18 protein-coding genes are annotated in these 22,273 nt (G+C 69.1%); 10 read left to right on the forward strand and 8 right to left on the reverse strand.

Annotated features, from left to right (window positions below; translation table 11 throughout):
• Nucleotides 1-14: 14 nt before the first annotated feature.
• The 3 genes from OCS65_RS25325 to OCS65_RS25335 all read left to right on the forward strand — a co-directional run bounded on the left by OCS65_RS25325 (nucleotide 15) and on the right by OCS65_RS25335 (nucleotide 2,030).
• On the forward strand, nucleotides 15-743 hold the full coding sequence (locus tag OCS65_RS25325; protein ID WP_043797534.1) for a mycothiol-dependent nitroreductase Rv2466c family protein: 729 nt from the start codon (nucleotides 15-17) through the stop codon (nucleotides 741-743).
• Nucleotides 744-862: 119 nt separating this feature from the next.
• Nucleotides 863-1,552, forward strand: coding sequence for a hypothetical protein (locus OCS65_RS25330; RefSeq protein WP_161996828.1), 690 nt, complete (start codon nucleotides 863-865; stop codon nucleotides 1,550-1,552).
• Nucleotides 1,553-1,709: 157 nt separating this feature from the next.
• The gene (locus OCS65_RS25335; RefSeq protein WP_006943319.1) at nucleotides 1,710-2,030 is read left to right on the forward strand and encodes a DUF6191 domain-containing protein; all 321 of its coding nucleotides are present in this window, start codon (nucleotides 1,710-1,712) and stop codon (nucleotides 2,028-2,030) included.
• A 15-nt stretch (nucleotides 2,031-2,045) separates the two neighbouring features.
• On the opposite strand, the gene dmpG is transcribed toward OCS65_RS25335, so the two are convergent.
• Genes dmpG through OCS65_RS25350 form a run of 3 tightly spaced genes read right to left on the reverse strand, consistent with a single transcriptional unit; the run spans nucleotide 2,046 to nucleotide 4,863 of the window.
• Complete coding sequence (gene dmpG / locus OCS65_RS25340; RefSeq protein ID WP_006943321.1) at nucleotides 2,046-3,113, reverse strand: 4-hydroxy-2-oxovalerate aldolase; 1,068 nt, start codon at nucleotides 3,111-3,113, stop codon at nucleotides 2,046-2,048.
• A 5-nt stretch (nucleotides 3,114-3,118) separates the two neighbouring features.
• Nucleotides 3,119-4,048 (reverse strand): acetaldehyde dehydrogenase (acetylating), encoded by a 930-nt coding sequence (locus OCS65_RS25345; RefSeq protein WP_231772024.1) that lies wholly within the window; start codon nucleotides 4,046-4,048, stop codon nucleotides 3,119-3,121.
• Nucleotides 4,049-4,077: 29 nt separating this feature from the next.
• Nucleotides 4,078-4,863: a 2-keto-4-pentenoate hydratase gene (locus OCS65_RS25350; protein WP_231772025.1), complete on the reverse strand. Its 786-nt coding sequence runs from the start codon at nucleotides 4,861-4,863 to the stop codon at nucleotides 4,078-4,080.
• A 131-nt stretch (nucleotides 4,864-4,994) separates the two neighbouring features.
• Between OCS65_RS25350 and kstD the strand changes: the two genes are divergently transcribed.
• From kstD to OCS65_RS25365, 3 genes are read left to right on the forward strand one after another with little or no spacing between them, the layout of a single operon-like run.
• Nucleotides 4,995-6,707 carry a 3-oxosteroid 1-dehydrogenase gene (gene kstD, locus OCS65_RS25355; protein WP_263508005.1) on the forward strand — a complete coding sequence of 571 codons (1,713 nt, stop codon included), beginning with the start codon at nucleotides 4,995-4,997 and terminating at the stop codon, nucleotides 6,705-6,707.
• Between the two features lie 50 nt (nucleotides 6,708-6,757).
• On the forward strand, nucleotides 6,758-7,618 hold the full coding sequence (locus tag OCS65_RS25360) for a MaoC/PaaZ C-terminal domain-containing protein (RefSeq protein WP_263508007.1): 861 nt from the start codon (nucleotides 6,758-6,760) through the stop codon (nucleotides 7,616-7,618).
• 57 nt (nucleotides 7,619-7,675) lie between these two features.
• A complete protein-coding gene (locus OCS65_RS25365) occupies nucleotides 7,676-9,421 on the forward strand; it encodes a cholesterol oxidase substrate-binding domain-containing protein (protein ID WP_043797652.1) in 1,746 nt (581 codons plus the stop codon).
• A gap of 33 nt (nucleotides 9,422-9,454) precedes the next feature.
• Here OCS65_RS25365 and OCS65_RS25370 read toward each other — a convergent pair whose 3' ends face one another.
• Nucleotides 9,455-12,025, reverse strand: coding sequence for an AMP-binding protein (locus OCS65_RS25370; protein ID WP_006943331.1), 2,571 nt, complete (start codon nucleotides 12,023-12,025; stop codon nucleotides 9,455-9,457).
• A 9-nt stretch (nucleotides 12,026-12,034) separates the two neighbouring features.
• Nucleotides 12,035-13,000 (reverse strand): cell division protein ZapE, encoded by a 966-nt coding sequence (gene zapE / locus OCS65_RS25375; RefSeq protein ID WP_006943332.1) that lies wholly within the window; start codon nucleotides 12,998-13,000, stop codon nucleotides 12,035-12,037.
• A 49-nt stretch (nucleotides 13,001-13,049) separates the two neighbouring features.
• On the opposite strand from zapE, the gene OCS65_RS25380 reads away from it, so the two are divergent.
• Both OCS65_RS25380 and OCS65_RS25385 read left to right on the forward strand, forming a co-directional pair.
• Nucleotides 13,050-13,685, forward strand: a complete 636-nt coding sequence (locus OCS65_RS25380) for a TetR/AcrR family transcriptional regulator (protein ID WP_006943333.1) — start codon at nucleotides 13,050-13,052, stop codon at nucleotides 13,683-13,685.
• Nucleotides 13,686-13,759: 74 nt separating this feature from the next.
• Nucleotides 13,760-14,539: an IclR family transcriptional regulator domain-containing protein gene (locus OCS65_RS25385; protein ID WP_043797546.1), complete on the forward strand. Its 780-nt coding sequence runs from the start codon at nucleotides 13,760-13,762 to the stop codon at nucleotides 14,537-14,539.
• Nucleotides 14,540-14,709: 170 nt separating this feature from the next.
• Here the strand turns inward: OCS65_RS25385 and shiA are convergent, their stop codons facing one another.
• On the reverse strand, nucleotides 14,710-16,074 hold the full coding sequence (shiA, locus tag OCS65_RS25390; protein ID WP_006943336.1) for a shikimate transporter: 1,365 nt from the start codon (nucleotides 16,072-16,074) through the stop codon (nucleotides 14,710-14,712).
• Between the two features lie 245 nt (nucleotides 16,075-16,319).
• On the opposite strand from shiA, the gene ligD reads away from it, so the two are divergent.
• Complete coding sequence (gene ligD / locus OCS65_RS25395) at nucleotides 16,320-17,297, forward strand: non-homologous end-joining DNA ligase (protein WP_231772028.1); 978 nt, start codon at nucleotides 16,320-16,322, stop codon at nucleotides 17,295-17,297.
• A 525-nt stretch (nucleotides 17,298-17,822) separates the two neighbouring features.
• Nucleotides 17,823-17,972, forward strand: a complete 150-nt coding sequence (locus OCS65_RS25400) for a hypothetical protein (RefSeq protein ID WP_158507551.1) — start codon at nucleotides 17,823-17,825, stop codon at nucleotides 17,970-17,972.
• Between the two features lie 483 nt (nucleotides 17,973-18,455).
• Here OCS65_RS25400 and OCS65_RS25405 read toward each other — a convergent pair whose 3' ends face one another.
• Both OCS65_RS25405 and OCS65_RS25410 read right to left on the reverse strand, forming a co-directional pair.
• Nucleotides 18,456-19,946: a purine-cytosine permease family protein gene (locus tag OCS65_RS25405; RefSeq protein WP_144414998.1), complete on the reverse strand. Its 1,491-nt coding sequence runs from the start codon at nucleotides 19,944-19,946 to the stop codon at nucleotides 18,456-18,458.
• Between the two features lie 293 nt (nucleotides 19,947-20,239).
• Nucleotides 20,240-22,252: a hydantoinase B/oxoprolinase family protein gene (locus OCS65_RS25410; protein ID WP_231772029.1), complete on the reverse strand. Its 2,013-nt coding sequence runs from the start codon at nucleotides 22,250-22,252 to the stop codon at nucleotides 20,240-20,242.
• Nucleotides 22,253-22,273: the final 21 nt, after the last annotated feature.

Raw genomic sequence — 22,273 nt, forward strand, 5'->3', positions numbered from 1 at the left:
TAGCCTGACGAGGCATGAGTGATGCGGATATCCACTTCTACTTCGACCCGGTGTGCCCGTTCGCCTGGATGACCAGCAAGTGGGTGCGCCTGGTGGCGGCCCAGCGCGAATTCCGAGTCGACTGGCGGTTCATTTCGCTGCGCCTGATCAACGCGCACGTCGACTACGACGTTCACTTCCCGCCCGAGTACGAAGCCGGTCACACGAGTGGGCTGCGGCTGCTCCGGGTCGCGGCGCGAGTGCGGGCGGAGCACGGGCGCGAGGCGGTGGATCCGCTGTACCGGGCGCTCGGTGCGTGGATATTCGAGACCACGCCGGACGCCGACAACACCGCCGGACCGGAACAGCAAGGAACGCGGGCTTTCCTCGAGCCGATCCTGGCCCGGGCGGGCCTACCCGTGCAGGTGGCGGACGCGCTGGACGACCCCTCGCTCGATGCGCTCATCCAGGCGGAGACCGACGAGGCACTGCGCCTGACCGGCAGAGACGTCGGCACGCCGATCATCCACTTCCAGCCGCCGAACGGCGTGGCCTTCTTCGGGCCGGTGATCAGCCGGCTACCCGGCGAAGAGGACGCCCTCCGCCTGTGGGACCACGTCGTCGGGCTGGCGAGCTTCCCCGGCTTCGCCGAACTCAAACGTAGCCTGCGCGAACTGCCGCAGCTGCCCGGCCTCGGCGTCGCTCCCGACGAGGTGGGAGTGGAGCAGGACTGGCACGGTGGCAGTCGACGAACCAAGAGATGAGCAACCGGTGCCGGCCACCCCGGCACCGTTCGGCCCGGCACTGTTCGGCCCGACAGCCAGGTCGAGACGGCTGCCGTTGTGTATGTCCGATGCGGACCGGTAACGGATAGCCTCGAGCCATGATGCTGGCGAACGTCTGCGAGCTCTATCGAGACGCAGGCTTTCTCGGGCAGCCAGCGGCTGCCGCCACCAGCCTGGCCTTCGTGATCGCCGGCCTGGCCGTGCTCGCACGTCGTCGGCAGGGCACGCCGACGGTGACCTACGGTCTCCTCGTCATCGCGGTCGGCGCCGGATCCCTCATAGCGCACGGACCGAACCCGCCGTGGCAGGCCTACGCACACGACATACCGATCGCGACATTGCTCGCTTACATAGCCGTCGACGCCGCTTCCGACCGGTTCGACCGACGGTTGTCGCCGCGGTGGTGGCTCGTCGTTCCGTTCGTGATGGTTCCCGTCGTCGCAGCCGGCTCGAGCGCCTCCACGATCGTGCAGGCACTGCTCGCCGCGGTCACTGTGGGACTCGCGCTGGAACGCGCCCGCGTCCGTCCGCACCTGCGCCGCACGACGATCGTCGCAGCACTGCTTCTCGCGTCCGGCGCCGTGCTCGGCACCATCGGCGACCGGACCTCGCTCTGCCGGCCGAGTAGTGTCCTGCAAGGCCACGCGCTGTGGCACATTCTCGCCGCCACCGGACTGTGGCGGCTCTCGCCCACGATCGGTTCACAGTCCCCCCGGATATCGGTCAGGACATCGCGGCATCTGTCGGGTCGGGCCGGCCCGGCCCGGAGACGGCCCGGTCAGGCTTGACCGCGTCGGTGGCACATGCACCGTCCTTCATCCACCCGGCTACGGGCAGAGCACCCCCGGACGGGCTCCGCAGTGCGAGCACCGGCGAAGTCCCTCGATACCCGCCCCTGCGCTCCGGAAATCGTTGCCGCGTTCCACGGCTCGATACCCTGGAACGATGGGCGCGCTGTTCGCGATGACGATTCCGGGACTGGCCTGCCTGCTGGTGGGCGCGGCCGCGGTCGAGGTGTTGTGGAGCCGTCTGACGGGTCATCGCCTGCTCCGGCGCAGCGGGGACGGTCGCACACGGCCGGTGGCGGCAACGGGGTTCGAGGAGGTCGGTGCGGTGTTCGAAGGGTCGCGGCGATTCGAATTCGAACAGCGACAGACCTCGCTGATGGACCGTGAGGACGCCACCGGTGGCGAACCCGGATGGCTGAGCGTCGAAACCCGTTGGGGCCGAATGTCACATTGCGTCGATCGAATTGACGCGATGTGACATTCGGTCGGTCGGTCAGGCGGTCTGCTGTTCGCGCTGGAGTTCGAGGGCGATGTCGATCAGCTGGTCCTCCTGGCCGCCGATGAGCTTGCGCTTGCCCGCCCGCACCAGCAGCTCCGCGGCGGAGACCCCGTACCGCTCGGCCTGGCGCTCGGCGTGGCGCAGGAAGCTCGAGTACACCCCGGCGTAGCCCATCATCAGGGCCTGACGGTCGAGCAGGCACTCGGCGGGCATCACGGGGCGCACGACGTCCTCCGCGGCGTCCGCGACGGCGAAGAAGTCGATGCCGGTCTTGATCCCCACCTTGTCGCACACGCCGACGAACGCCTCGACCGGGGTGTTGCCGGCACCCGCGCCGAACCGGCGGGCCGACCCGTCGATCTGCTTGGCACCCGCGCGGACCGCCGCGATCGAATTCGCCACGCCCAGGCCGAGATTCTCGTGCCCGTGGAAGCCGACCTGCGCGTCGGAACCCAGCTCCGCGACGAGCGCCTCGACGCGTTCGGCGACCTGCTCGAGAACGAGCGCGCCGGCCGAGTCGACGACGTACACGCACTGGCAGCCCGCGTCGGCCATGATGCGGGCCTGCTCGGCCAGCTTCTCCGGGGTGACGGTGTGCGCCATCATCAGAAAGCCCACGGTCTCGAGCCCGCGCTCGCGGGCGAGCCCGAAGTGCTGGACGGACACGTCCGCCTCGGTGCAGTGGGTGGCGATGCGGCAGATCGAGGCGCCGTTGTCCTGCGCCTCGATGATGTCCTCCTTGATGCCGACACCGGGCAGCATGAGGAAGGCGATCTTCGCGTGCTGCGCGGTGTCGACGGCGATCTTGATCAGTTCCTGCTCCGGCACTTTCGAGAACCCGTAGTTGAACGAGGACCCGCCGAGGCCGTCGCCGTGCGTGACCTCGATGACGGGGACGCCCGAGAGGTCGAGGGCGGCGACGACGGCGCGCACCTCCTCCCGGTCGAACTGGTGACGCTTGTGGTGCGAGCCGTCGCGCAGCGACGTGTCGGTCACGCGGATGTCCCACGACGGCTCGAAGAAGATGTCGTCGCGACGGAGGTCGGAGTTCGAAGAGGTCATCGGAGTCAGGCCTTCACGGTGGAGTTCGAGGGGAGGGAGTCCGCCGAGAGGAGCGCGCGGGCGATCTCCTCGCCCACCTTGGTGGCGGCCGCGGTCATGATGTCGAGGTTGCCGGCGTACGGCGGCAGGAAGTCGCCGGCGCCCTCCACCTCGACGAAGGTGGTGACGGTGGCGTGCCCGCCGGACACGACGGTCGGCTCGTCGAACTGTGGTTCGTTGAGCAGGCGGTAGCCGGGCACGTACTCCTGCACGTCGGCGACGACGCGGTGGATGGACTCGGCGATCGCGTCCCGGTCGGCGTCCTCGGGGATGGCACAGAAGATGGTGTCGCGCATGATCATCGGCGGGTCCGCCGGATTGAGGATGATGATCGCCTTGCCCTTGCGGGCACCGCCGATGGTCTCGATGCCCCGGCTGGTGGTCTTGGTGAACTCGTCGATGTTGGCGCGGGTGCCCGGCCCGGCGGACACCGACGCCACCGACGCCACGATCTCGGCGTAGGGCACGTCCACCACCCGGGAGACGGCGTGCACGATCGGGATGGTGGCCTGACCGCCGCAGGTGATCATGTTGACGTTGGGCACGTCGAGATGCGCCCCGAGGTTCGCCGGTGGCACGACGGCCGGTCCGACGGCGGCAGGGGTGAGGTCGATCGCCCGGATGCCGGCCGCCTCGTACCTCGGCGCCGCCGCCCGGTGCACGTACGCGGACGTCGCCTCGAACACCACGTCCGGCTTCTCCGGCTGCGCGAGCAACCAGTCGATGCCCTCGGCCGACGTCTTCAGGCCGAGCGTGCGGGCGCGGGCGAGGCCCTCGCTCGCCGGGTCGATGCCGATCATCCACCGCGGCTCGAGCAGGTCCGAACGCTGCAGTTTGTAGAGCAGGTCGGTGCTGATGTTGCCCGACCCGACGATCGCGACACTTGCCTTGGCCATTGTTTCTCCTTGCAGTCGGGACCGGGTGGTCACGAGAACGTGAGCGAGACGGAGCCCAGTCCCGCGAACTCGGCGTGGAACTCGTCGCCCGGGCGCGCGTCGACGGCCCGGGTGCACGAGCCGGGCAGGACGATGTCGCCCGCCTTCAGCCGCACCCCGAAACTCTCGACCTTGCGGGCGAGCCAGGCGACGGCGGTGACGGGATCGCCGAGCACCGCGTCGCTGCGCCCCTCGGCGATCCGTTCGCCGTTGCGGGTGAGCACGGCGTCGATGCCCTTGATGTCGACGCCGGACGGCGCCACCCGCTGCGCGCCGAGCACCCATCCGGCGGAGGAGGCGTTGTCGGCGATGGTGTCCGCGAGGCCGATCTTCCAGTCCTTGATCCGGCTGTCGATCAGTTCGATGGACGGCGCGAACGCGACGGTGGCGTCGAGGACGTCGCTCTCGGTGCAGTCCGCGCCGGGCAGGTCCTTGCCGAGCACGAAGGCCACCTCGACTTCCACCCGCGGGAAGCAGTACCGCGAGGTGTCGACGGGCCGGTCCTCGAAGACCTGCATGTCGTCGAGCAGATGGCCGTAGTCGGGTTCGTCCACGCCCATCATCTGCTGCATGGCCAGCGAGGACAGCCCGACCTTGTGGCCGACCACGCGGGCACCGGCCGCGAGCCGGCGACGGATGTTGATCAGCTGGATCTCGTAGGCGTCGACGACGTCGATGTCGGGGTGCCGGGCCACGAGCGGGTCGACGGGGGTGCGGTCGCGTTCGGCGGCCTCGAGCTCGTCCGCCAGCCGGGTGCGCAGTTGCGTCGGCAGCATTGCGGTTCCTTCCTGTTCACCGGCGACCGGCATGTTCTGCAACCTGTTTCCGTTCGGCCCGTGGTGTGCGGGTGATTCTTCCTGGCAGAAGGGATGGACTCACCGCGCCATCATTCTATAACGTGTTCTACATGATCAAGCAGGAATACGACATCGTCGTAGTCGGCAGCGGTGCCGGCGGAATGACCGCCGCGCTGACCGCCGCGCACCAGGGCGCGAGCGTCGTCCTGATCGAGAAGGCACCCCACTACGGCGGCTCGAGCGCGCGCTCGGGCGGCGGGGTGTGGATCCCGAACAACGAGGCCCTGAGGGCCGCCGGGGTCACCGACACCCCGGACTCGGCCCGCACCTACCTGCACAGCATCATCGGCGACGTGGTGCCCGCCGACAAGATCGACACCTACATCGACCGCGGGCCCGAGATGCTGTCCTTCGTGCTGAAGCACAGCGCCCTGGAACTGCAGTGGGTGCCGGGCTACTCCGACTACTACCCCGAGGCCCCCGGCGGCCGGCTCGGCGGGCGGTCCGTCGAGCCGAAGCCGTTCGACGGCAAGCGCCTCGGCGACGACCTCGCCCTGCTCGAGCCCGACTACGTCAAGGGCCCGCCGAACTTCGTCATCACCCAGGCCGACTACAAGTGGCTCAACCTCCTCATGCGCAACCCGCGCGGACCGGTCCGCGCCGCGAAGGTCGGCATGCGATACCTGTGGGCCCGCGCGACGAGGAAGCACCTGCTGGTCCGCGGCCAGGCGCTCATGGCCGGACTCCGCGTCGGCCTGCGCGACGCCGGGGTTCCGCTGCTGCTCAACACCGCCCTGACGGACCTCGTCGTCGAGGACGGGGTGGTGCGCGGTGTGCGCGTCGAGTCGGACGGACAGCTGCACACCATCCGGGCCCGCCGCGGCGTCGTGATCGCCTCCGGCGGCTTCGAGCACAACGAGCAGATGCGCACGCAGTATCAGCGCGCCCCGATCGGCACCGAGTGGACCGTCGGCGCGAAGGCCAACACCGGGGACGGCATCCGCGCGGGCCAGGCTCTCGGTGCCGCCGTCGATTTCATGGACGACGCCTGGTGGGGCCCGTCCTTCCCGCTCACCGGCGGCCCGTGGTTCGCCCTGTCCGAGCGCAGCCTGCCGGGCTCGATGATGGTCAACGCGGCCGGCCGGCGCTTCGTCAACGAATCCGCTCCGTACGTCGAGGCGGTGCACGCCATGTACGGCGGCCGCCACGGCCGGGGCGACGGACCCGGCGAGAACATCCCGTGCTGGATGATCCTCGACCAGCGCTACCGCAATCGCTACACCTTCGCCGGCATCACGCCCCGCAGTCCCTTCCCCAAGCGGTGGCTGAAGGCGGGTGTGGTGGTCCAGGCCGGCTCGATCAACGAGCTCGCCGAGAAGATCGGCGTGCCGGCGCAGACCCTCACCGCGACCGTCGAACGATTCAACGGCTTCGCCCGCGCGGGCCGGGACGAGGACTTCGGACGCGGCGAATCCGGCTACGACCACTACTACGGCGACCCGCGCAACAAGCCCAATCCGAGCCTCGGCGCCATCGACAAGGCCCCCTTCTACGCGATCAAGGTGGTGCCCGGCGATCTCGGCACCAAGGGCGGCCTGCGCACCGACGCCGACGCCCGGGTCCTGCGCGAGGACGGGACCGTGATCGAGGGTCTCTACGCGGCCGGCAACGCCAGCGGTCCCGTCATGGGCCACACCTACGCCGGCCCCGGCGCCACGATCGGCCCGGCCATGACCTTCGCCTATCTCGCGGTCCTCGACGCCCTCGGCCGACCGGAGCAGCCCGCCGCGCAGCCGATCTCCGAGGCCGCCGAACTGCACTGAGCCGCACTCGATCCGGCCGAACCCCGTCCGCCGAACAGAAAGGGTCCCGCGTGCCCATCGATCCCGCCGTCGCACTCGGCGCCGAACTGCCCGCCCAGGAATTCGCCTGGAGCAGCAGCGACGTTCAGCTCTATCACCTCGGTCTCGGCGCCGGCGCGCGTCCCACCGACCTCGGTGAGCTGCGCTACCTGCGCGACGGCGATCCGCAGGTCCTGCCCACCTTCGCCACCGTCGCCGCGACGTTCCACGCCACCGAGCCGCCGAAGGTCTCGTTCCCGGGCATCGAGATCGACCTGGCGAAGGTGGTGCACGGCAGCCAGGAGGTGACGGTGCACGCTCCCCTGCCACCGGAAGGCAAGGGCCTCACCGTGACCCGAATCGCCGAGGTGTGGGACAAGGGCAAGGCCGCGGTGATCGTGCAGGAGTCGACGACCACGGATCCGGCCGGCAACCCGCTGTGGACGGCCCGCTCGTCCATCTTCGCCCGCGGCGAGGGCGGCTTCGGCGGCGAACGCGGACCGTCCGAGTCCGTCGAATTGCCGGACCGGGCACCCGATTTCGAGGTGGATGTCGCGACGCTGCCGCAACAGGCCCTGCTGTACCGGCTGTGCGGCGACCGCAACCCGCTGCACTCGGACCCGCAGTTCGCGCAGGCCGCCGGGTTCCCCGCTCCGATCCTGCACGGGCTGTGCACGTACGGGATCGTCTGCAAGACGCTCACCGACGCGGCGCTCGACGGTGATGCCGCGTCCGTGCGCGGATTCACGGCCCGGTTCGCCGGCGTCGTCTTTCCCGGCGAGACCCTGCGGGTGCGCGCGTGGCGCACCGGCGACCGGCTGCTCGCGACCGCCGCGGTGGTCGAGCGCGACCTCGCGCCCGCCCTCACCGACGTGGTCCTCACCATCGCCTGACACCCCGTCCTCCCCCAGCACCGGTCCGCCACGGTCCGGTGAGAAAGCAGTGTGTTCATGACGATTCGCACCGAACCCCTGCGCCTGTCGCGCCGGGGTTTCCTCGCCGCCGGCGCGGGCGCGCTCGCCGCCACCGCGCTCGGCGGCTGGACCCCCGTCCACGCCGTACCGGCCGGCTCGTCCGGTGCCACCCTGACCACCCCGGCCGCGTTCCCCGACGGCATCGCCCTCTACCAGCAGGCCTACCAGAACTGGTCCAAGGAGATCATGCTCGACGCGATCTGGACGTGCGCCCCGCGCAGTCCCGAGGACGTCGTCCGGCTCGCGAACTGGGCCCACGCTCACGGCTACACCGTCCGGCCGCGTGGCGCGATGCACGGCTGGACTCCGCTGACCATCGTCAACGGCGCACCGGTGGACAGGGTGATCCTGGCGGACACGATGGCGCATCTGAACGGGGTGTCGGTGCACTCCGGTTCGGACCCCGCCACCGTCACCGCCGGAGCCGGAGCGACACTCGACGCGATCACCACGGCGCTGCAGGGGCACGGCCTCGGCTGGGCCAACCTCCCCGCACCCGGGGTGCTGTCCATCGCCGGTGCACTGGCCGTCAACGCGCACGGTGCGGCGCTGCCCGCCGACGGCGAAAAGAACGTCCCGGGACACACCTTCGGCTCGCTGAGCAATCTCGTCACGGAACTGACCACGGTGGCGTGGAACGGCAGCGAGTACGCGCTGCGCACCTACACGCGCGCCGACGCGGACATCACTGCGCTGCTCGCCCACCTCGGCCGGACGTTCGTCACCTCGGTCACCCTGCAGGCCGGCCCGGACACCCGGATGCGGTGCCAGAGCTACACCGACATCGACTGGCGCGAGCTGTTCGCGCCTGCCGGAGCACCGGGACGCACCTTCGAGAGCTTCGTGCGGGCCTGCGGGCGCGCGGAGGCGATCTGGTATCCGTTCACCGACAAGCCGTGGATGAAGGTGTGGTCCCTCGCTCCGCAGAAGCCGGTGACGTCCCGAGAGGTGTTCGGCCCGTACAACTATCCGTTCTCGGACAACGTCCCCGAGCCCGTCACCGACCTGCTCGGGCAGATGACGGCCGGGAACCCCGCCATCGCGCCGGCTTTCGGGCAGGTCTACTACAACACCACCGTCGCCGGCCTCGCCGCCACGAACTCGAGCGACATCTGGGGCTGGTCCAAGGACCTGCAGTTCTACATCAAGGCCACCACCCTGCGGCTCACGGAGGGCGGCGGCGCGGTCCTCACCAACCGCGCCAACATCGCGAACGTGATCCACGACTTCACGCAGTGGTTCCACGAACGCATCGAGCACTACCGGGCGCTCGGGCAGTACCCGCTCAACGGCCCGGTCGAGATCCGGTGCTGCGGGCTCGATCAGCCCGACGACGTGCGGGTCCCGTCCGCCGGGCCGCCGACCATCTCCGCGACCCGGCCGCGACCCGACCACCCCGAGTGGGACACCGCGATCTGGCTCAACGTGCTCGGGGTGCCGGGCACCCCCGGCATGTTCGCGTTCTACCGCGAGATGGAGCAGTGGATGCGCGGTCACTACAACAACGCCGACTCCACCTTCCGGCCCGAATGGTCCAAGGGCTGGGCGTTCGGCCCCGAACTGCCGTACACGGACCAGCGGGTCATCGAGCAGGTCCTGCCCGACACCTACCGGGAAGGCGTGCCCGCGGACGAGAACTGGGACTCCGCGCGGGCGGTGTACAACCGGCTCGACCCGCATCGGGTATTCAGCAACAGCTTCATCGACCGGCTGCTGCCCTGACGAGAAGGCGCCGGACATCCGCGCCCGTCGGTGCTACCCGCGCGCGTTCTCACGCGCGCGGGTAGCACCACGCCGCGCAAGCATGGTGAGGACGGATACCCGGCCGAAGTGGCCCCACAGCCGGCCGAGCCGCACCCACAGCTGCCAGTACGCCACACCCACCACGAGCGACGCCGCGAACGCGAGCCACGGGTCGATGTCCCGCAGCAGCGGATAGACCGTGAAGTGGGTCAGGTAGATGTAGAGCGACGAGGCGGCGAGCACCTCGGCCGGCCGCACCAGCAGCGCCGGCCACCAGGTCCGCGGCACCCAGATCAGCAGGAGCAGGCCGCCGATCACGAGAGCGGTGCGGTCGGTTTCGGCATGGAAGAACCCCGGCACCGTCGCCACCGCCAGGACGGACACCACCAGCCGCTGCCACACCGCGGTCGCCCGGGCGGCCGCCCAGCCGAGCGGGAAGAGCCAGAACACCACGTACGACGCCAGGATCTGACTGGTCGGCATGTCCGGCCCGAGCACCTCGTACCGGGTCAGCAGGCCCACGCCCACCAGCGCGAGCGGGAACGCGAACGGGAACCGTCGCTCGTGCCGGTCGAACCACGGCACGGCGAGCAACAGAGCCACCGCGACGAGCGCGTACACCAGCGCCTCGATGAACCAGTACCGCCATTCCTTCGTCCACGCGGGCGGTCCGAGCACCCCGTTGAGCAGGAACACGCTCGACCAGCGGTACTCGCCGGTGAGCGCGTGCACCGCGCCGATCCACACGACGGCCGGTGCGGCGATCCGGGCGACGCTGAGCAGGGTGGTGCGCAGCCGCTCGGCGCGGGGCTTGGGCAGTTGGAATCGCGCGTAGTTGTAGCCCGCGGCCGCGAGCAGCACGTGTGCCCCGCCCACGAGGGCGAACAGGTGCAGATGCGAGCCGACGATGAGCACGATCGCCACGGCGCGGATGAGCACGTTGGTCTCGACGATCCGCCAGCCCCACGGCGCCCGGCGCGACGACGGGCTCAGCTCGCGCAGCGGCGTCGTCGGCCAGTCCGCGGGCAGATGCCCGAGCAGCCGCTCGAGCCGCACCGACATGCGCACGTACGACAGCGAGTCGCCACCGAGGTCGACGAACGTGCTGTCGTCGGTGACGTCGTCGCGGCGGAGAACGTCCGCGTACAGCGCCCGCAGCCGCCGGGGGTCCACGGCCCGCGCCTCGGGCGCCGGCTGCGGCGGTTCCGGGGCGGCGCCGAGCGCGGCGACGGCGCGGTAGTCCGGTTTGCCATTGGGGGTGCGGGGCAGCTCGGCCACCACGCACACCCGCACCGCGGACTCGGGCAGCCCGCTCGCGCGGGCCGCGACCGCCCGCACGGGCGCGGCGTCGGCTCCCTGGACGGCGACGATCAGTTCGTCGTCGCCGCCGGCGCAGCACGCGACGAGCTCGTGGCGCGCGAGGACGGATTCGATGCGCTGCAGGTCGATGCGCAGGCCGAACAGCTTCGCGAAGCGGGAGCGACGGCCCACGATCCGGTACAGCCCGGCGTCGGTGCGGACGGCGAGGTCACCGGTGCGCAGTTCGTCGACGACACGCCCGAGGGCCAGCTCGGACGGGTCGGTGGCATAGCCGAGCATGACGTTGGGCCCGGTGTAGACGAGTTCGCCGGCACCGTCGCCGGCCTCGGGCACGGGGTCGATGCGGAAGGCGCCGCCGGGAACGGGGACGCCGATCGTGCCGGGGTGCTCCGCGGCGAGGTGCGGGGGCAGGTAGGCCATGCGGGCGGTGGCCTCGGTCTGGCCGTACATGACGAAGAACTGCCACCCGTCGCGCCGGCCGAGGTCGACATAGCGGCGGACGCGGTCGGGGTCGAGACGGCCGCCGGCCTGGGTGACGTAGCGCAGGTTCGGCAGGTCCATGTCGGCGAAGCCGACGCGGTCGAGCAGGTCGAAGGTGTACGGCACGCCCGCGAGGGCGCTGACCCGGTGCCGGTGCACGAGGTCCCAGAATCCGGGGTCGGTGACGGACCGGTCGGTGAGCACGGTCCCGGCGCCCCGCAGCAGGTGGCTGTGCAGGACCGACAGGCCGTAGCAGTAGTGCATCGGCAGGGTGGTGATCGCGCGGTCGGTGTCGCGGATGTCGAGGTAGTCGGCGATGGCCTCGGCGTTCGCCTGCACATTGCGGTGCGAGAGGCGCACGAGCTTGGGCGAGCCGGTCGAGCCGGACGTACTGAGCAGCAGCGCGAGGTCGGAATGCAGGTCGTGGGTGCCGTCGGCGAGTTCTTCGATCCGGCCGCCGTCGACGACGACGTCGGGCCGGTAGGCCTCGATCGTCGCGGCCAGGGCGTCGGGCCGGTCGCCGGGCACGAGCAGCACGGGATGGCCGGCGGACAGCGCCGCCAGGTAGGCCACGATCGGGTCGACGGCGTTGGCCCCGGCGACCAGGACGAGACGCCGGGTGGTGCCGAGGCGGTCGGCGACGGCGGCGACCCGCTCGGCCAGGTCGCGATAGGTGATCTCGGTGCCGTCGCAGACGAGTGCGGTCCGTTCGCCGTGTTCGGCGAGATGTCGGACGAACGGAACCGTCGGACAGTCGACGAGCTCGGAAGAACGTGGTACCACCGCGGCAGTCTATAAGGTTTGGCTGTCCTGAATCCAGGCTCGGGCGGGTTCGCGGAGCAGTGCGAGGCGGCTGAGCAGCCGGTCGACGTCGGGTTCGGCGGGGACGGACGTCGCGAAGTCGGCGCGCGCGACGGTGGCCGACACCGTGAGCCGGACGTCGGCGTCGCACAGCACGTCGACGACGTTGCCGAAGCGGCGCAGGGCGTCCGCGTCGAGCTCGCGCAGCGGCGGGACACCGGTGACGACCCACTCGCCGTGCTCGCGGAGGACGGCGAGGTAGTCGGCGGGCGCGGTGGGGGCGCGGCACAGGTCGGCGAAGTCGAACCACACGACGTCGCCGCGCACGGCGAGGACGGGTAGTGCGCGGCCCGACGGTCGCAGGGTTCGCCGCTCCCCCGGCTCCGGAACGTCGAGAGCGCCGGGCGGGAGGAACTCACCCGAGGCGAACCCGTCGCCCGGGGTGGCCGTACCGGTGCGGCGACGGTCGATCGGCCCGCCGACCTCGACCACCTCGAGCCGGCGTTCGAGCAGGGCGATGGTGGGCTCGAACAGGTGGTGGAACAGCGGGTTGGGCAACAGGCCCGAGGGCGGGTAGTTGGAGGTGGCGACGAGCGCGACGCCCCGCTCGTGAAGGATGCGTACGGCGCGCGCGACGAGCATGCCGTCGCCGACGTCGTGGACGTGGAACTCGTCGAAGCACAGCACACGGGCGTCGCCGAGCGCGGCGTCGACGGCGTCGTCGATCGAGCCGAGGCGATGCGCCTGCGCATGCAGGCCGGCGAAGAAGCCGTGGAAGTGGTGCCGTCGCGCGGGACCGGGCACGGCCTCGAGGAACCGCTCCATCAGCCACGTCTTGCCGCGACCGACCGGCCCCCACAGGTAGACGCCGCGCGGGGTGGTGCGCTGCGCGGCGAGGTCGCGGTGCAGCCGCCCCAGGGCGGCGGCGCCGGCCCGCTGGTACGGATCCTCGGCCATCCCACCTCCTCTACATTGGTAGAGGACTCTACATATGTAGAGTTCGATCATGGCCAGCAGCCCCGACCGTCGCACCCTGATCGCCGAGACCACCCTCGACCTGATCGCCCGCGACGGACTGCGCGCGCTGACCCACCGGGCCGTCGACCGCGCCCTCGCCCTGCCCGACGGCTCGTGCTCGTACTACTTCCGCACCCGCGGAGCCCTGCTCGACGCCGCCGTGCACCGGCTCGCTGAGCGATCACGCGACGCGTTCGAGCACTCCGGCCTCACCCGCCCGCCGACCCCGGTCGACGTCGACGCCGCCGCGCGAGCGGTCGCGACGACACTCGACCGCGACCTGGCCCACCGCCGCCGGGACCTGCTCGTGCGGTATGCCCTGGCCACCGACCCGGCCATCGGCGCCGAGCAACGCGCCGGCCTTGCAGCCGCCCTGTTCTCCCGCGCCGCCGCGCGCGACCTCGTGGCCGCCTGCGGCGCCGACGACGCCGACTCCGCGGCTGCCGATCTCGTGAGCCTGGCCGAGGGGCTGACCGTGGACCGGCTGCTCGGCGCCCGGTCGCTGGAGGGACTCGCCGCCGGCACCGCCGCGAGCGTCGCGCAATTGGCCCGGCCGATCGCGGTGTACCTCCGCGGCCTCGCCGGGGGCGACGGTACCGGCCGGGCACGAACCATGCGATCGTGATCCGGCACCGGCCTGCCTCCCGGGAGGACCAGCCGTGGGCAGGCGAAGACACGTCGCGTGCCTAGGATTGGCTCATGCGATCGGCCGCCGGTGAACGGTACTTCCTCGAGTCTCTGGACCGTGGGCTCGCGGTGCTCGAGTGCTTCGACGAACAGCACCGGGAGCGCACTCTCAGCGAGGTGGCCCAGGTGGTGGGGATCACCCGATCGACAACGCGAAGAATCCTGCTGACCCTCGTCGATCGCGGGTTCCTGCGGCAGGAGGGTCGTCGCTTCATGTTGACCCCGCGCGTTCTCCGTTTCGGCTTCTCCTACCTGTCCGGGCTGGCGCTCCCGCAGCTGGCCGAACCGCACCTGGCGAAACTCGCCGCCGAACTCGAGGAAACCGTCTCGGTCACCGTGCTCGACGGATCGGACGCACTCTACGTCGCGCGAGTCCGTTCGCCGCGGATCGTGCGTATCGCGATCTCGGTCGGCATGCGCTTCCCGGCGTACGCGACCTCGCACGGCCGGGTCCTGCTGTCCGGCCTTACCGCCGACGAACTCGACCGCTACCTGGAGACGACGGAACTGCGGGCGTTCACCGAGCAGACCCTCGTAGACCCGGACCGGCTGCGCGCCGAGATCCTGACCACGGCCGAGCGGGGTTGGGCGCTGTCGGAGGACGAACTGGAACTGGGGGTTCGCGGCGTCGCCGTGCCCATCCGGGACCGAACCGGCCGGATCGTCGCCGCGCTTAACTCTTCCCTGCAGAACATCGCGCATTCCGGCGCGGACGTCGAGGCACGAGTGGTCTCCCGATTGCAGGAAGCAGCCCAGCGGATCGGGGCCGATCTCGCGATCAGCGGACCATGAGCCGTGCGCGGTGCCGGCGGCTCCCCTTCCATGCTCGGCCGCACCCGGCCCGGCGAGGCGGATCAACCGATCCGTGCAGCATTTCGTGATCGAGAAGCCATTACGCGTAGGAGATTTCGAGCGCCCACGCCCCTGGCCCCGTCCGTCGCCGCCTCCGGTCGATCCGCGTCTCAGGGCGCGGTCGCGACAGTCGATGTCCGCGACGCCCGGGCGGCCCGGCCGGCGTCACCGTGGTCGTGTCCGAGCCGCCAGGCGATGATCCCGGAGATCACGCATCCGCCGGCGAGATAGACCGCCACCAGGTGCCACGACCCGCCGGAGACGGTGACCAGGGCCGCCGCGATGAAGGGGGTAAACCCACCCCCGACCGCGCTGGCCACCTGGTAGCCCACCCCGGCGCCGCTGTAGCGGTACTCGGCGCCGAACATCTCGGTGAACAGCGGCTGCTGCACGCTGACCACCATGTCGTGGGCGATGTTGACCAACAGCACCGCGAAGATGACGGTTCCGATCATCGAGCCGCCCTCGAGCATCGCGAAGAACGGGAACGCACAGACGGCGCCGAGTGCGGAACCGAGCATGTACACCCGGCGACGCCCGTACCGGTCGGACAGCCACGCGAACAACGGGATGGTCACCATTCCGAGGGCACCGACGAGCAGGCCGACGTTGAGCATGAAACTGCGTTCCATGCCGAGTTCGTTGGTGGAATAGCTGAGCGCGAACGTCGTGACGATGTACATCGAGAACAGCTCGACGAAGCGCAGACCGATGATCTGCAGAAAAGCCTTGGGATGCTTGGTCAGTGCTTCCACGAGGGGGATGCGCTTGCGGCTCTGCTCGCCGAGCTCCGCTTCGAGCCTCTCGACCTTCTCGGTGAACTCCTGACTCTCCTCCACGCTGGAGCGTACCCACAGGCCGAAGGCGACGAGCACGATACTGGCGACGAACGGAACACGCCACCCCCATTGGGTGAAAGCCTCGTCGGTCGTGACGCTGCTCATCAGCATGACGAATCCGGTGGCGAGGATCAGGCCGACGGAGTAGCCGACCTGTACGCCGCTGCTGTAGAGAGCCTTCTTCTTCGGTGGCGCGCTCTCCACCGCCATCAACGCGGCACCACCCCATTCACCGCCGACGGCGAATCCTTGCACAGCCCGCAGCGTGACGAGCAGGACCGGCGCCCACCACCCGATCGACGCGAAGCTCGGCAGCAGGCCGATCAGGGCAGTGGCGCTTCCCATGATCACGATGGTGAGCACCAGCATCCGCTTGCGACCGAGGCGGTCACCGAAGTGACCGAAGACCACCCCACCGAGCGGCCGGAAGAGGAATCCGACGCCGAAAGTCGCGAACGCGGCGAGCGTGCCGATGGCCGGGCTGACGTTGGGGAAGAACTCCTTGTTGAAGACGAGCGCGGCCACCAGGCCGTAGAGGATGAAGTCGTACCAGTCGATGACGGCGCCGACGAAGCTGCCGAAGGCTGCGCGCCGAGCCTGAGACTCGTCTGGGCCGGCGAGGTGCCGCTCGTTCATACCCGATCCTCGATCCGTGTGTTCGTAATGCGAACGCATGTCCGTTGAGTGGATATATGTGACGGTAGACACTCCGCAGGAGTTTCGTCAAGACGAGCGACAGGTGTCGCCACCGGCACGAAAACTGCGGCAATGCACCGGCGCCACCGGACGGCAGCGGAATACACGCGTGAAATTCATTCCGGTACAGGGTGATTCGAACAGTTGCCCTGCAGCCGGGCACGGCACACCGGATAATTCGACCCATGCCCGCCTCCCGCTCCGCGGTGCCCGCCCCGATGCTGGCCACGCCCGGCCGGCCGCCGATCGGCACCGGCTGGGCGGTGGAGATGAAGTGGGACGGCGCCCGCACGGTGGCGGTGTGCGACGGCGAGCGATGCCGGCTCTACAGCCGCAACAGCAAGGACGTCTCGGGGGTCTACCCGGAATTGACGCTCGCGCTGTCGGCGGTGTCCCGGGGCCGGCCGATGGTCGTCGACGGGGAGATCGTCGCTCCCGATCCGCGGTCCGGGGCGCCGGTGTTCTCCCGGCTGCAGAGCCGCATCCACGTGGCGAAACCGACGGCGGCCCTGATCCGGACCATCCCCGTGGAGTTCTACGCATTCGACCTGCTCGCGCTCGACGGCGCGCCGACGACCCGGCTGCCGTACCTCGAACGTCGCCGTCGGCTGGTCGACCTGTCGATGTCCGGCCCCCTGGTCCGCACGCCGCCGCACTGGGTCGGCACCGACACGAAGATCCTCCTCGACCTTGCCCGCGATCACGGTCTCGAAGGCATCGTCTGCAAGCGGACCGATTCCGTCTACCAACCGGGACGCCGCTCGCCGGCATGGATCAAGACCGCCCTGCGCAAGAGCACCGAAGCCGTGATCGCGGGATGGTTGCCGGGCACCGGCGTGCACCGCGCGACGTTCGGCTCCCTCGTCCTCGGCGCCCACGACGACGACGGCCGTCTCGTCCACATCGGCAACCTCGGCACCGGCTTCACCACCGCCGGCCGGCGCGCCCTGTGGGAGCGGCTCGACGAACTCGAGCGGCCCAGCGATCCGTTCGACGTGATACCTCCGGCGCCCGTCGTCCGGGCCGCCCGATGGGCCGAGCCGGTGCTGGTCGGGGACGTCGAGTATCGCGAGTTCACCGGCGACAGTCTGCGCCACCCGAGTTGGAAGGGACTGCGGCCGGACAAGGAGCCGGAGGAGATACTGGTTCCTCCACTGCCGTAGCACTGCCCCATCTTCCGGCGTTCGTCGTCCGCCCTGTCATGCTGCCCGGCAACAACTCGGCGGGAGTTCGAGACGGCAAAGGTCCGAGATGTGCACGCGATGGTGGCGGATGGGCTTGTGCCGGAACGTCCGTAGCCACGACGGTCGTAAACAACGACGCGGTGGTTGCGGGCGAGATCGTCGACGATCCCGTCCAGGCAGTTACGTCGGTGGCCGAGCCATCGCCGATACCAACGAGGACCCTCGCCGACAGTGCGGTAGCGCAGTCACACTCCGGCGCGTCGAGGGTGGGCACTTCAGGCTCCTAGGTCCGGTCGAGGTCCGAGGGAAGGTCCAGCCGTGAGTTGTGCCGACGGAGAGGATCCGGAACCAGGTCACAGACCCGGAGCGCCTTCACCCTGACGTCCCGCTCGGCCTGCTCGATCGGGGTGAGCCGGCGCGTGACCCGGCCCGGAACGTCTCGGGCAGATTGCCCACGGTGACTTCACCAGCGCCACGCGCCTCGCCAATGGTCTCGACGACGGGATGCAATTCACGCTCGCCATCGCCGAAGACATTATGCGCCGTGCTCTCAACCAACCTCAGAACAAGGCGGCTACCGGCACACCCGATGTGGATCAGGTCGACTTGTGGATCACCAAAGCTGTTGAAGTTGCCGACGCCGCTGGACTGTGAGCGCTCAGTCGCCACGCCTCCAGCGATCGGCAATAGGAGCAGCGCACACGACGCCCCCATCGCTGCACCGCAACTGCGCCTTCACCGGCCACGGACCCTTGCCTGCGGGTTTGTGATGCTCCCGATCCGGCTCGGCAGTAACAGCATCTTTGGCTCATCAGTTGATGTCGTCGGCTGCATGTACGCCGCGCACTTCGTGTTCCAAGTTCCTCCTCACCGTCGGCGCGGTGCTGATCACGTCGGGCTCGCCGACGATGGCCCTGCTCACGACCGAACCGTGGATGCCGATCCTGGACTACGGCTTGATCGGCTTCGGCGCGATGGTCCACGCGTGGGCGCCGGGCTGATGGTGCAGCTTGCCCTACCGAGTCCCGCGGGTGCAGCCCGCCACCACCGGAGCGGCGGTGTCCGTTCCGGCCGAGAACCGGCAACGACGATTGCCGGACACCGATCCCGGTGTCCGGCAATCGGACGTTCGTGCCGTTACGATCCCGAACCGACCACCCGGGATGCGGGCTCGACGGTGAGGGAGCGATGGGCCGCGGCCTCGGCGTCCGCCGCCCGCAGGAAGTCAGAGGAATCCGACGCGCAGGCCAGGCAGATGGCCTGATGTCCCGCGGACGGATCACGGTCCATCTCATAGGCGATGTACGAGTCACTGCAGCGGTGGCACTGTACCCGCGACTCCCAGGGGTCAGCGACCTCCTCCCGCGGATCGAACGGACGGTCGAGTGTGAACCAGGAGGGTTTCGAGATCCGCAGTGCGATCGCATAACAGACGGCCGCGAGCACACAGCTGACGGCAGGAGCCCACACCGTCCCCGCGGCGCCGCCGAACGCGACCATCACGATTCCTGTCACGGACGAGACGCTCCAGGCGAACACGCCCGCCGGGTTCACCGAAGGTACCCGTCCCGGCCGGAACTCGGCCGCCGCGAACCGTGACCCGTCACGCACGGAGGCGACGAGGATGTGGGTCAGCGCGATCGCGACCCAGCTGACGATGATGACGCCCTGATAGCTCAGCGCCTGCAGGATCCAGGTCAGCACATTCGTCAGCATCATCACGTACACGACGACAGCCACCACGGCCAGCCAGAACACCCGCGGCAGCGTCAGCCGGAATGCTCTCGCGAAGAAGTTCTGCAGGTTCGTCGAGGCGAGGTAGAAGTTCCCCGTGTTGACGCGGGTTTGGCTGACCACCACCCACAGCAGTCCCCAGAATCCCATCATCGCGACGATCCCTAGGATCGCGGACTCCTCGCTCAGCGGCCCCTCGATGTCGATGGTGTGCGCGAGGAACATACCCACGACTGCGTTCACCAGCAGCGTCATGACGTAAAACGGGGTACCGAAGATCACGCGGCCGTTGAACCGTGCGTCCTCGGGCCGGCCGAACCGGGCGAAGTCCCATGCCATCATCGTCACCACCCAGACACCCATGTACACGGTGAACGCGAACCACCAGCCCGGGACACCGAGATCGACCGCGTCGTCCGGTTCGTAGGTGAGCCAGTCGTTGCTGTAGCCGTAGCGGGCGATGGTCCATATCACCGAGCCGACGAGGCCGACGAGGTACAGCGGGAGCAGCACCCCGTTGATCTTGTCCAGCCATGTGGTCACGCCGCGCATGGCGAGGGGCGCCTGGTACAGGACGACGATGAGTGCGCATACCGCGATCGGGACGGCGGGGAGGTAGGCGTGGAGCGCGCTGGCCACGATGGCCCCCTCCGCGACGACGTAGTACGTGATCGTGACACCGAACAGGGCAGCCGCGAAGGCGGAACCCGCCCGGCCGAAGAGTGCGCGGGAGAACAGGGCCACGCTCGTCCCGGTCTTGGCGGCGTACCGCGCGGCGATCGAGTTGATCAGGCCGTAGCTGATGGTGGACAGCCCGATGCCGATGATCGTGTCGACCGTGCCCACGGACAGGGTGACGGTGCTTCCGACCACTACCCAGAACATGGCGCTCATCAGCCCGAACCATGCCATCGACACCGACAGAGGTCCGCTCCGCCAGGAGAGTGGGACGATGTGGAGGGAATAGTCTTCCGCGGCAGCGCGTTCGAGGACCTTAGGGTCGTCGTGGGAGGAGACGATCAGTGTGGGCACTTCACTCGTACCCAAGTGCGGCGAAAGTGACATGAATACTCCTTGGATGCAGAGGTCTTTGGCGCCGTTGCCATTTGGATACAGATGTCGACCTGGAGCCCGGGTGCCCGGCGGAAACTCGGGCACCCGGGCGTGATCGGTGCTGGTGCGGCGGGTCAGACCGCGGCGGGTTCTGTGATCGCGAGCGTTCCCTTGACGTACTCCACCGACGGATCGTCGGTCCAATGGACGATCGTGCGACGCCGCAGCATCGCCCGGAACTGGTCGGTGGTGTTGACGAGCACTTCACCGCTGCCCCAGTCGAGGATCACCCCGTACTGCCGGACGCAGTCCATCTCGTTGACGAGGCCGGACCGGTACTCTTCCGACACCTCCTGCGGATCGCGCTCCATCCAGGCGTGTCGATGGGTGCGGATGTACTCGCGCGCGTTTTCCGTTGCCGTGCTGTCGATCTCGTACTCGAGGACCTCGGCGTCGATCTCTTTCACGACGACCCCGTAGTCCTTCTCCGCGCGTTCGATGGTGACGTAGCCGTCGATTACGTCCTCGAGGACGGCGTTCACGTCCCGCTGGAGCGGGTCACCAAGCCCCCCGCCGCCGGCCGAGGGCCGCCTGAACTCGTCACCGGACTTGATCGGGACGGCGGCGAAGATCGAACCCAGGTACTGCTCCGCGTCAGTGCCCTTGTTCAGCCAGACACCGTGCGGGATGGAGGGAAGACCGCCCCACAGTCCCCACGTGACCGAACGCTCACGGTCGCAGCAGTAGGACATCACGGTGTTGCTGCTGGCCCACAGCTTTCCACCTTTCTCCGCACCGAGCCCGCCCCGGTACTTGCCCGGTCCGCCGGAGTCGGGAACCAGATCGTGGCACGACGTGAGAACGGGCGCGAGACGCTCCTGGCCTTCGAACGGCTGGGTGCCGTACTGGACACCGAACACGGCGGCGGACGCGTTGTAGCCGTCCGCACCGTTGCGGGCGCCCCAGCCACCCATCATCCAGTCGTACCACATGAAATTCGGGTTGCCGTTCTCGCGCCCGTCGCGACCGCCCACCAGCAGGTACTCGAGGTTGAACGTGCAGGCCATCGCGCGGTGCGGCAGGATGTCCGACCAGATCTCGAAGACCGAACTCATGATCTTCTCGAACGGCCCCGAGCAGAAGCCAGCGCAGGGCGACGGCCAGTCCGCATTGACCACCGACCCGAGCGGCCCGAGGTCCGCGGTGACGACACGGTAGAACCCGGAGTTGAGCGGGATGTCCGGAAACTGCATCTTCGTCCCGGCAACGATCCCGGCGAAGGAACCACCGAAGCCGGCGTTGAGCATCGACGAGATGGACGCGTGTGAGTCGCTCAGGTCGTAGTGCACCGAGTCGCCCGAGATCGTCATCCGCATGGTCACGGGAATCAGTCCCTCGCCGAGCGCCGGATCCTGGTCGATGTAGTCCTCGGTGTACCACACGCCGTCGGGTAGTTCGGCGATCTTGGCGCGGGTCAGATCTTCGACGTAGTCCTGCACCTCCGCCATCGCGGTCTTGATCGTCTCGACGCCGTATTTGTCACATAGGCGCTGGATCTCGCGCTCGGCGACCCGGGTGGCCTCCGCCTGGGCCTGCATGTCGCCGATGATGTCACGCGGGTTGCGGGTGTTCTTGGCGATGAGTTGCGCGACGTCGACCAGGAACTCGTCCTTGCTCCACAGGCGGGTCGGTGGGATGCGCAACCCCTCCCCCATGTGGTCGAGTGCCTTGACGTTGAACGAACCTGGGGTCGCGCCACCGACGTCCGCCCAGTGCCCGTTCGCCTGCGCATAGCCGAGCAGTTCGCCCTCGTAGTAGATCGGCCGGATGATCCGGGTGTCGTTGAAGTGGCTTCCGCCCTCGTACACGTCGTTGATGACGAACACGTCGCCCGGGTGGATGTCGCCCTCGAACTGCCGGATCACGGACTTGGCAGTGTAGTGGAGGGTGCCGACGTGCGCGGCGATGTCGCCCGTCCCTTGCATGACGGTGTTGCCCTCCGTGTCACAGATCGCGGAGGAGAAGTCGCGCGAGTAGATCACGAACGAGTAGCACGTCCGCAGAATCTGTTCCGCCATCTGGTCGACGGTGTTGATAAAGGCGTTCTTGAGAACTTCGAAGGTCACCGGATCCAGTGAAGTGGCCATGATGGACAATCCCCTTTCGCG

The sequence above is a fragment of the Rhodococcus aetherivorans genome (genome assembly GCF_025722975.1).
In the GTDB taxonomy this organism is placed as follows: domain Bacteria; phylum Actinomycetota; class Actinomycetes; order Mycobacteriales; family Mycobacteriaceae; genus Rhodococcus; species Rhodococcus aetherivorans.

What these genes read in the sequence shown, in the direction of transcription:
- OCS65_RS25330 (WP_161996828.1), top strand. Translation starts at nt 863, where the DNA reads ATGATGCTGGCGAACGTCTGCGAGCTCTATCGAGACGCAGGCTTTCTC.
- OCS65_RS25335 (WP_006943319.1), top strand. Translation starts at nt 1,710, where the DNA reads ATGGGCGCGCTGTTCGCGATGACGATTCCGGGACTGGCCTGCCTGCTG.
- OCS65_RS25410 (WP_231772029.1), bottom strand. Translation starts at nt 22,252, where the DNA reads ATGGCCACTTCACTGGATCCGGTGACCTTCGAAGTTCTCAAGAACGCC.
- OCS65_RS25385 (WP_043797546.1), top strand. Translation starts at nt 13,760, where the DNA reads ATGCGATCGGCCGCCGGTGAACGGTACTTCCTCGAGTCTCTGGACCGT.
- OCS65_RS25325 (WP_043797534.1), top strand. Translation starts at nt 15, where the DNA reads ATGAGTGATGCGGATATCCACTTCTACTTCGACCCGGTGTGCCCGTTC.
- zapE (WP_006943332.1), bottom strand. Translation starts at nt 13,000, where the DNA reads ATGGCCGAGGATCCGTACCAGCGGGCCGGCGCCGCCGCCCTGGGGCGG.
- OCS65_RS25350 (WP_231772025.1), bottom strand. Translation starts at nt 4,863, where the DNA reads ATGCTGCCGACGCAACTGCGCACCCGGCTGGCGGACGAGCTCGAGGCC.
- OCS65_RS25405 (WP_144414998.1), bottom strand. Translation starts at nt 19,946, where the DNA reads ATGAGCGCCATGTTCTGGGTAGTGGTCGGAAGCACCGTCACCCTGTCC.
- ligD (WP_231772028.1), top strand. Translation starts at nt 16,320, where the DNA reads ATGCCCGCCTCCCGCTCCGCGGTGCCCGCCCCGATGCTGGCCACGCCC.
- OCS65_RS25365 (WP_043797652.1), top strand. Translation starts at nt 7,676, where the DNA reads ATGACGATTCGCACCGAACCCCTGCGCCTGTCGCGCCGGGGTTTCCTC.
- kstD (WP_263508005.1), top strand. Translation starts at nt 4,995, where the DNA reads ATGATCAAGCAGGAATACGACATCGTCGTAGTCGGCAGCGGTGCCGGC.
- dmpG (WP_006943321.1), bottom strand. Translation starts at nt 3,113, where the DNA reads ATGACCTCTTCGAACTCCGACCTCCGTCGCGACGACATCTTCTTCGAG.
- OCS65_RS25380 (WP_006943333.1), top strand. Translation starts at nt 13,050, where the DNA reads ATGGCCAGCAGCCCCGACCGTCGCACCCTGATCGCCGAGACCACCCTC.
- OCS65_RS25345 (WP_231772024.1), bottom strand. Translation starts at nt 4,048, where the DNA reads ATGGCCAAGGCAAGTGTCGCGATCGTCGGGTCGGGCAACATCAGCACC.
- shiA (WP_006943336.1), bottom strand. Translation starts at nt 16,074, where the DNA reads ATGAACGAGCGGCACCTCGCCGGCCCAGACGAGTCTCAGGCTCGGCGC.
- OCS65_RS25400 (WP_158507551.1), top strand. Translation starts at nt 17,823, where the DNA reads ATGCAATTCACGCTCGCCATCGCCGAAGACATTATGCGCCGTGCTCTC.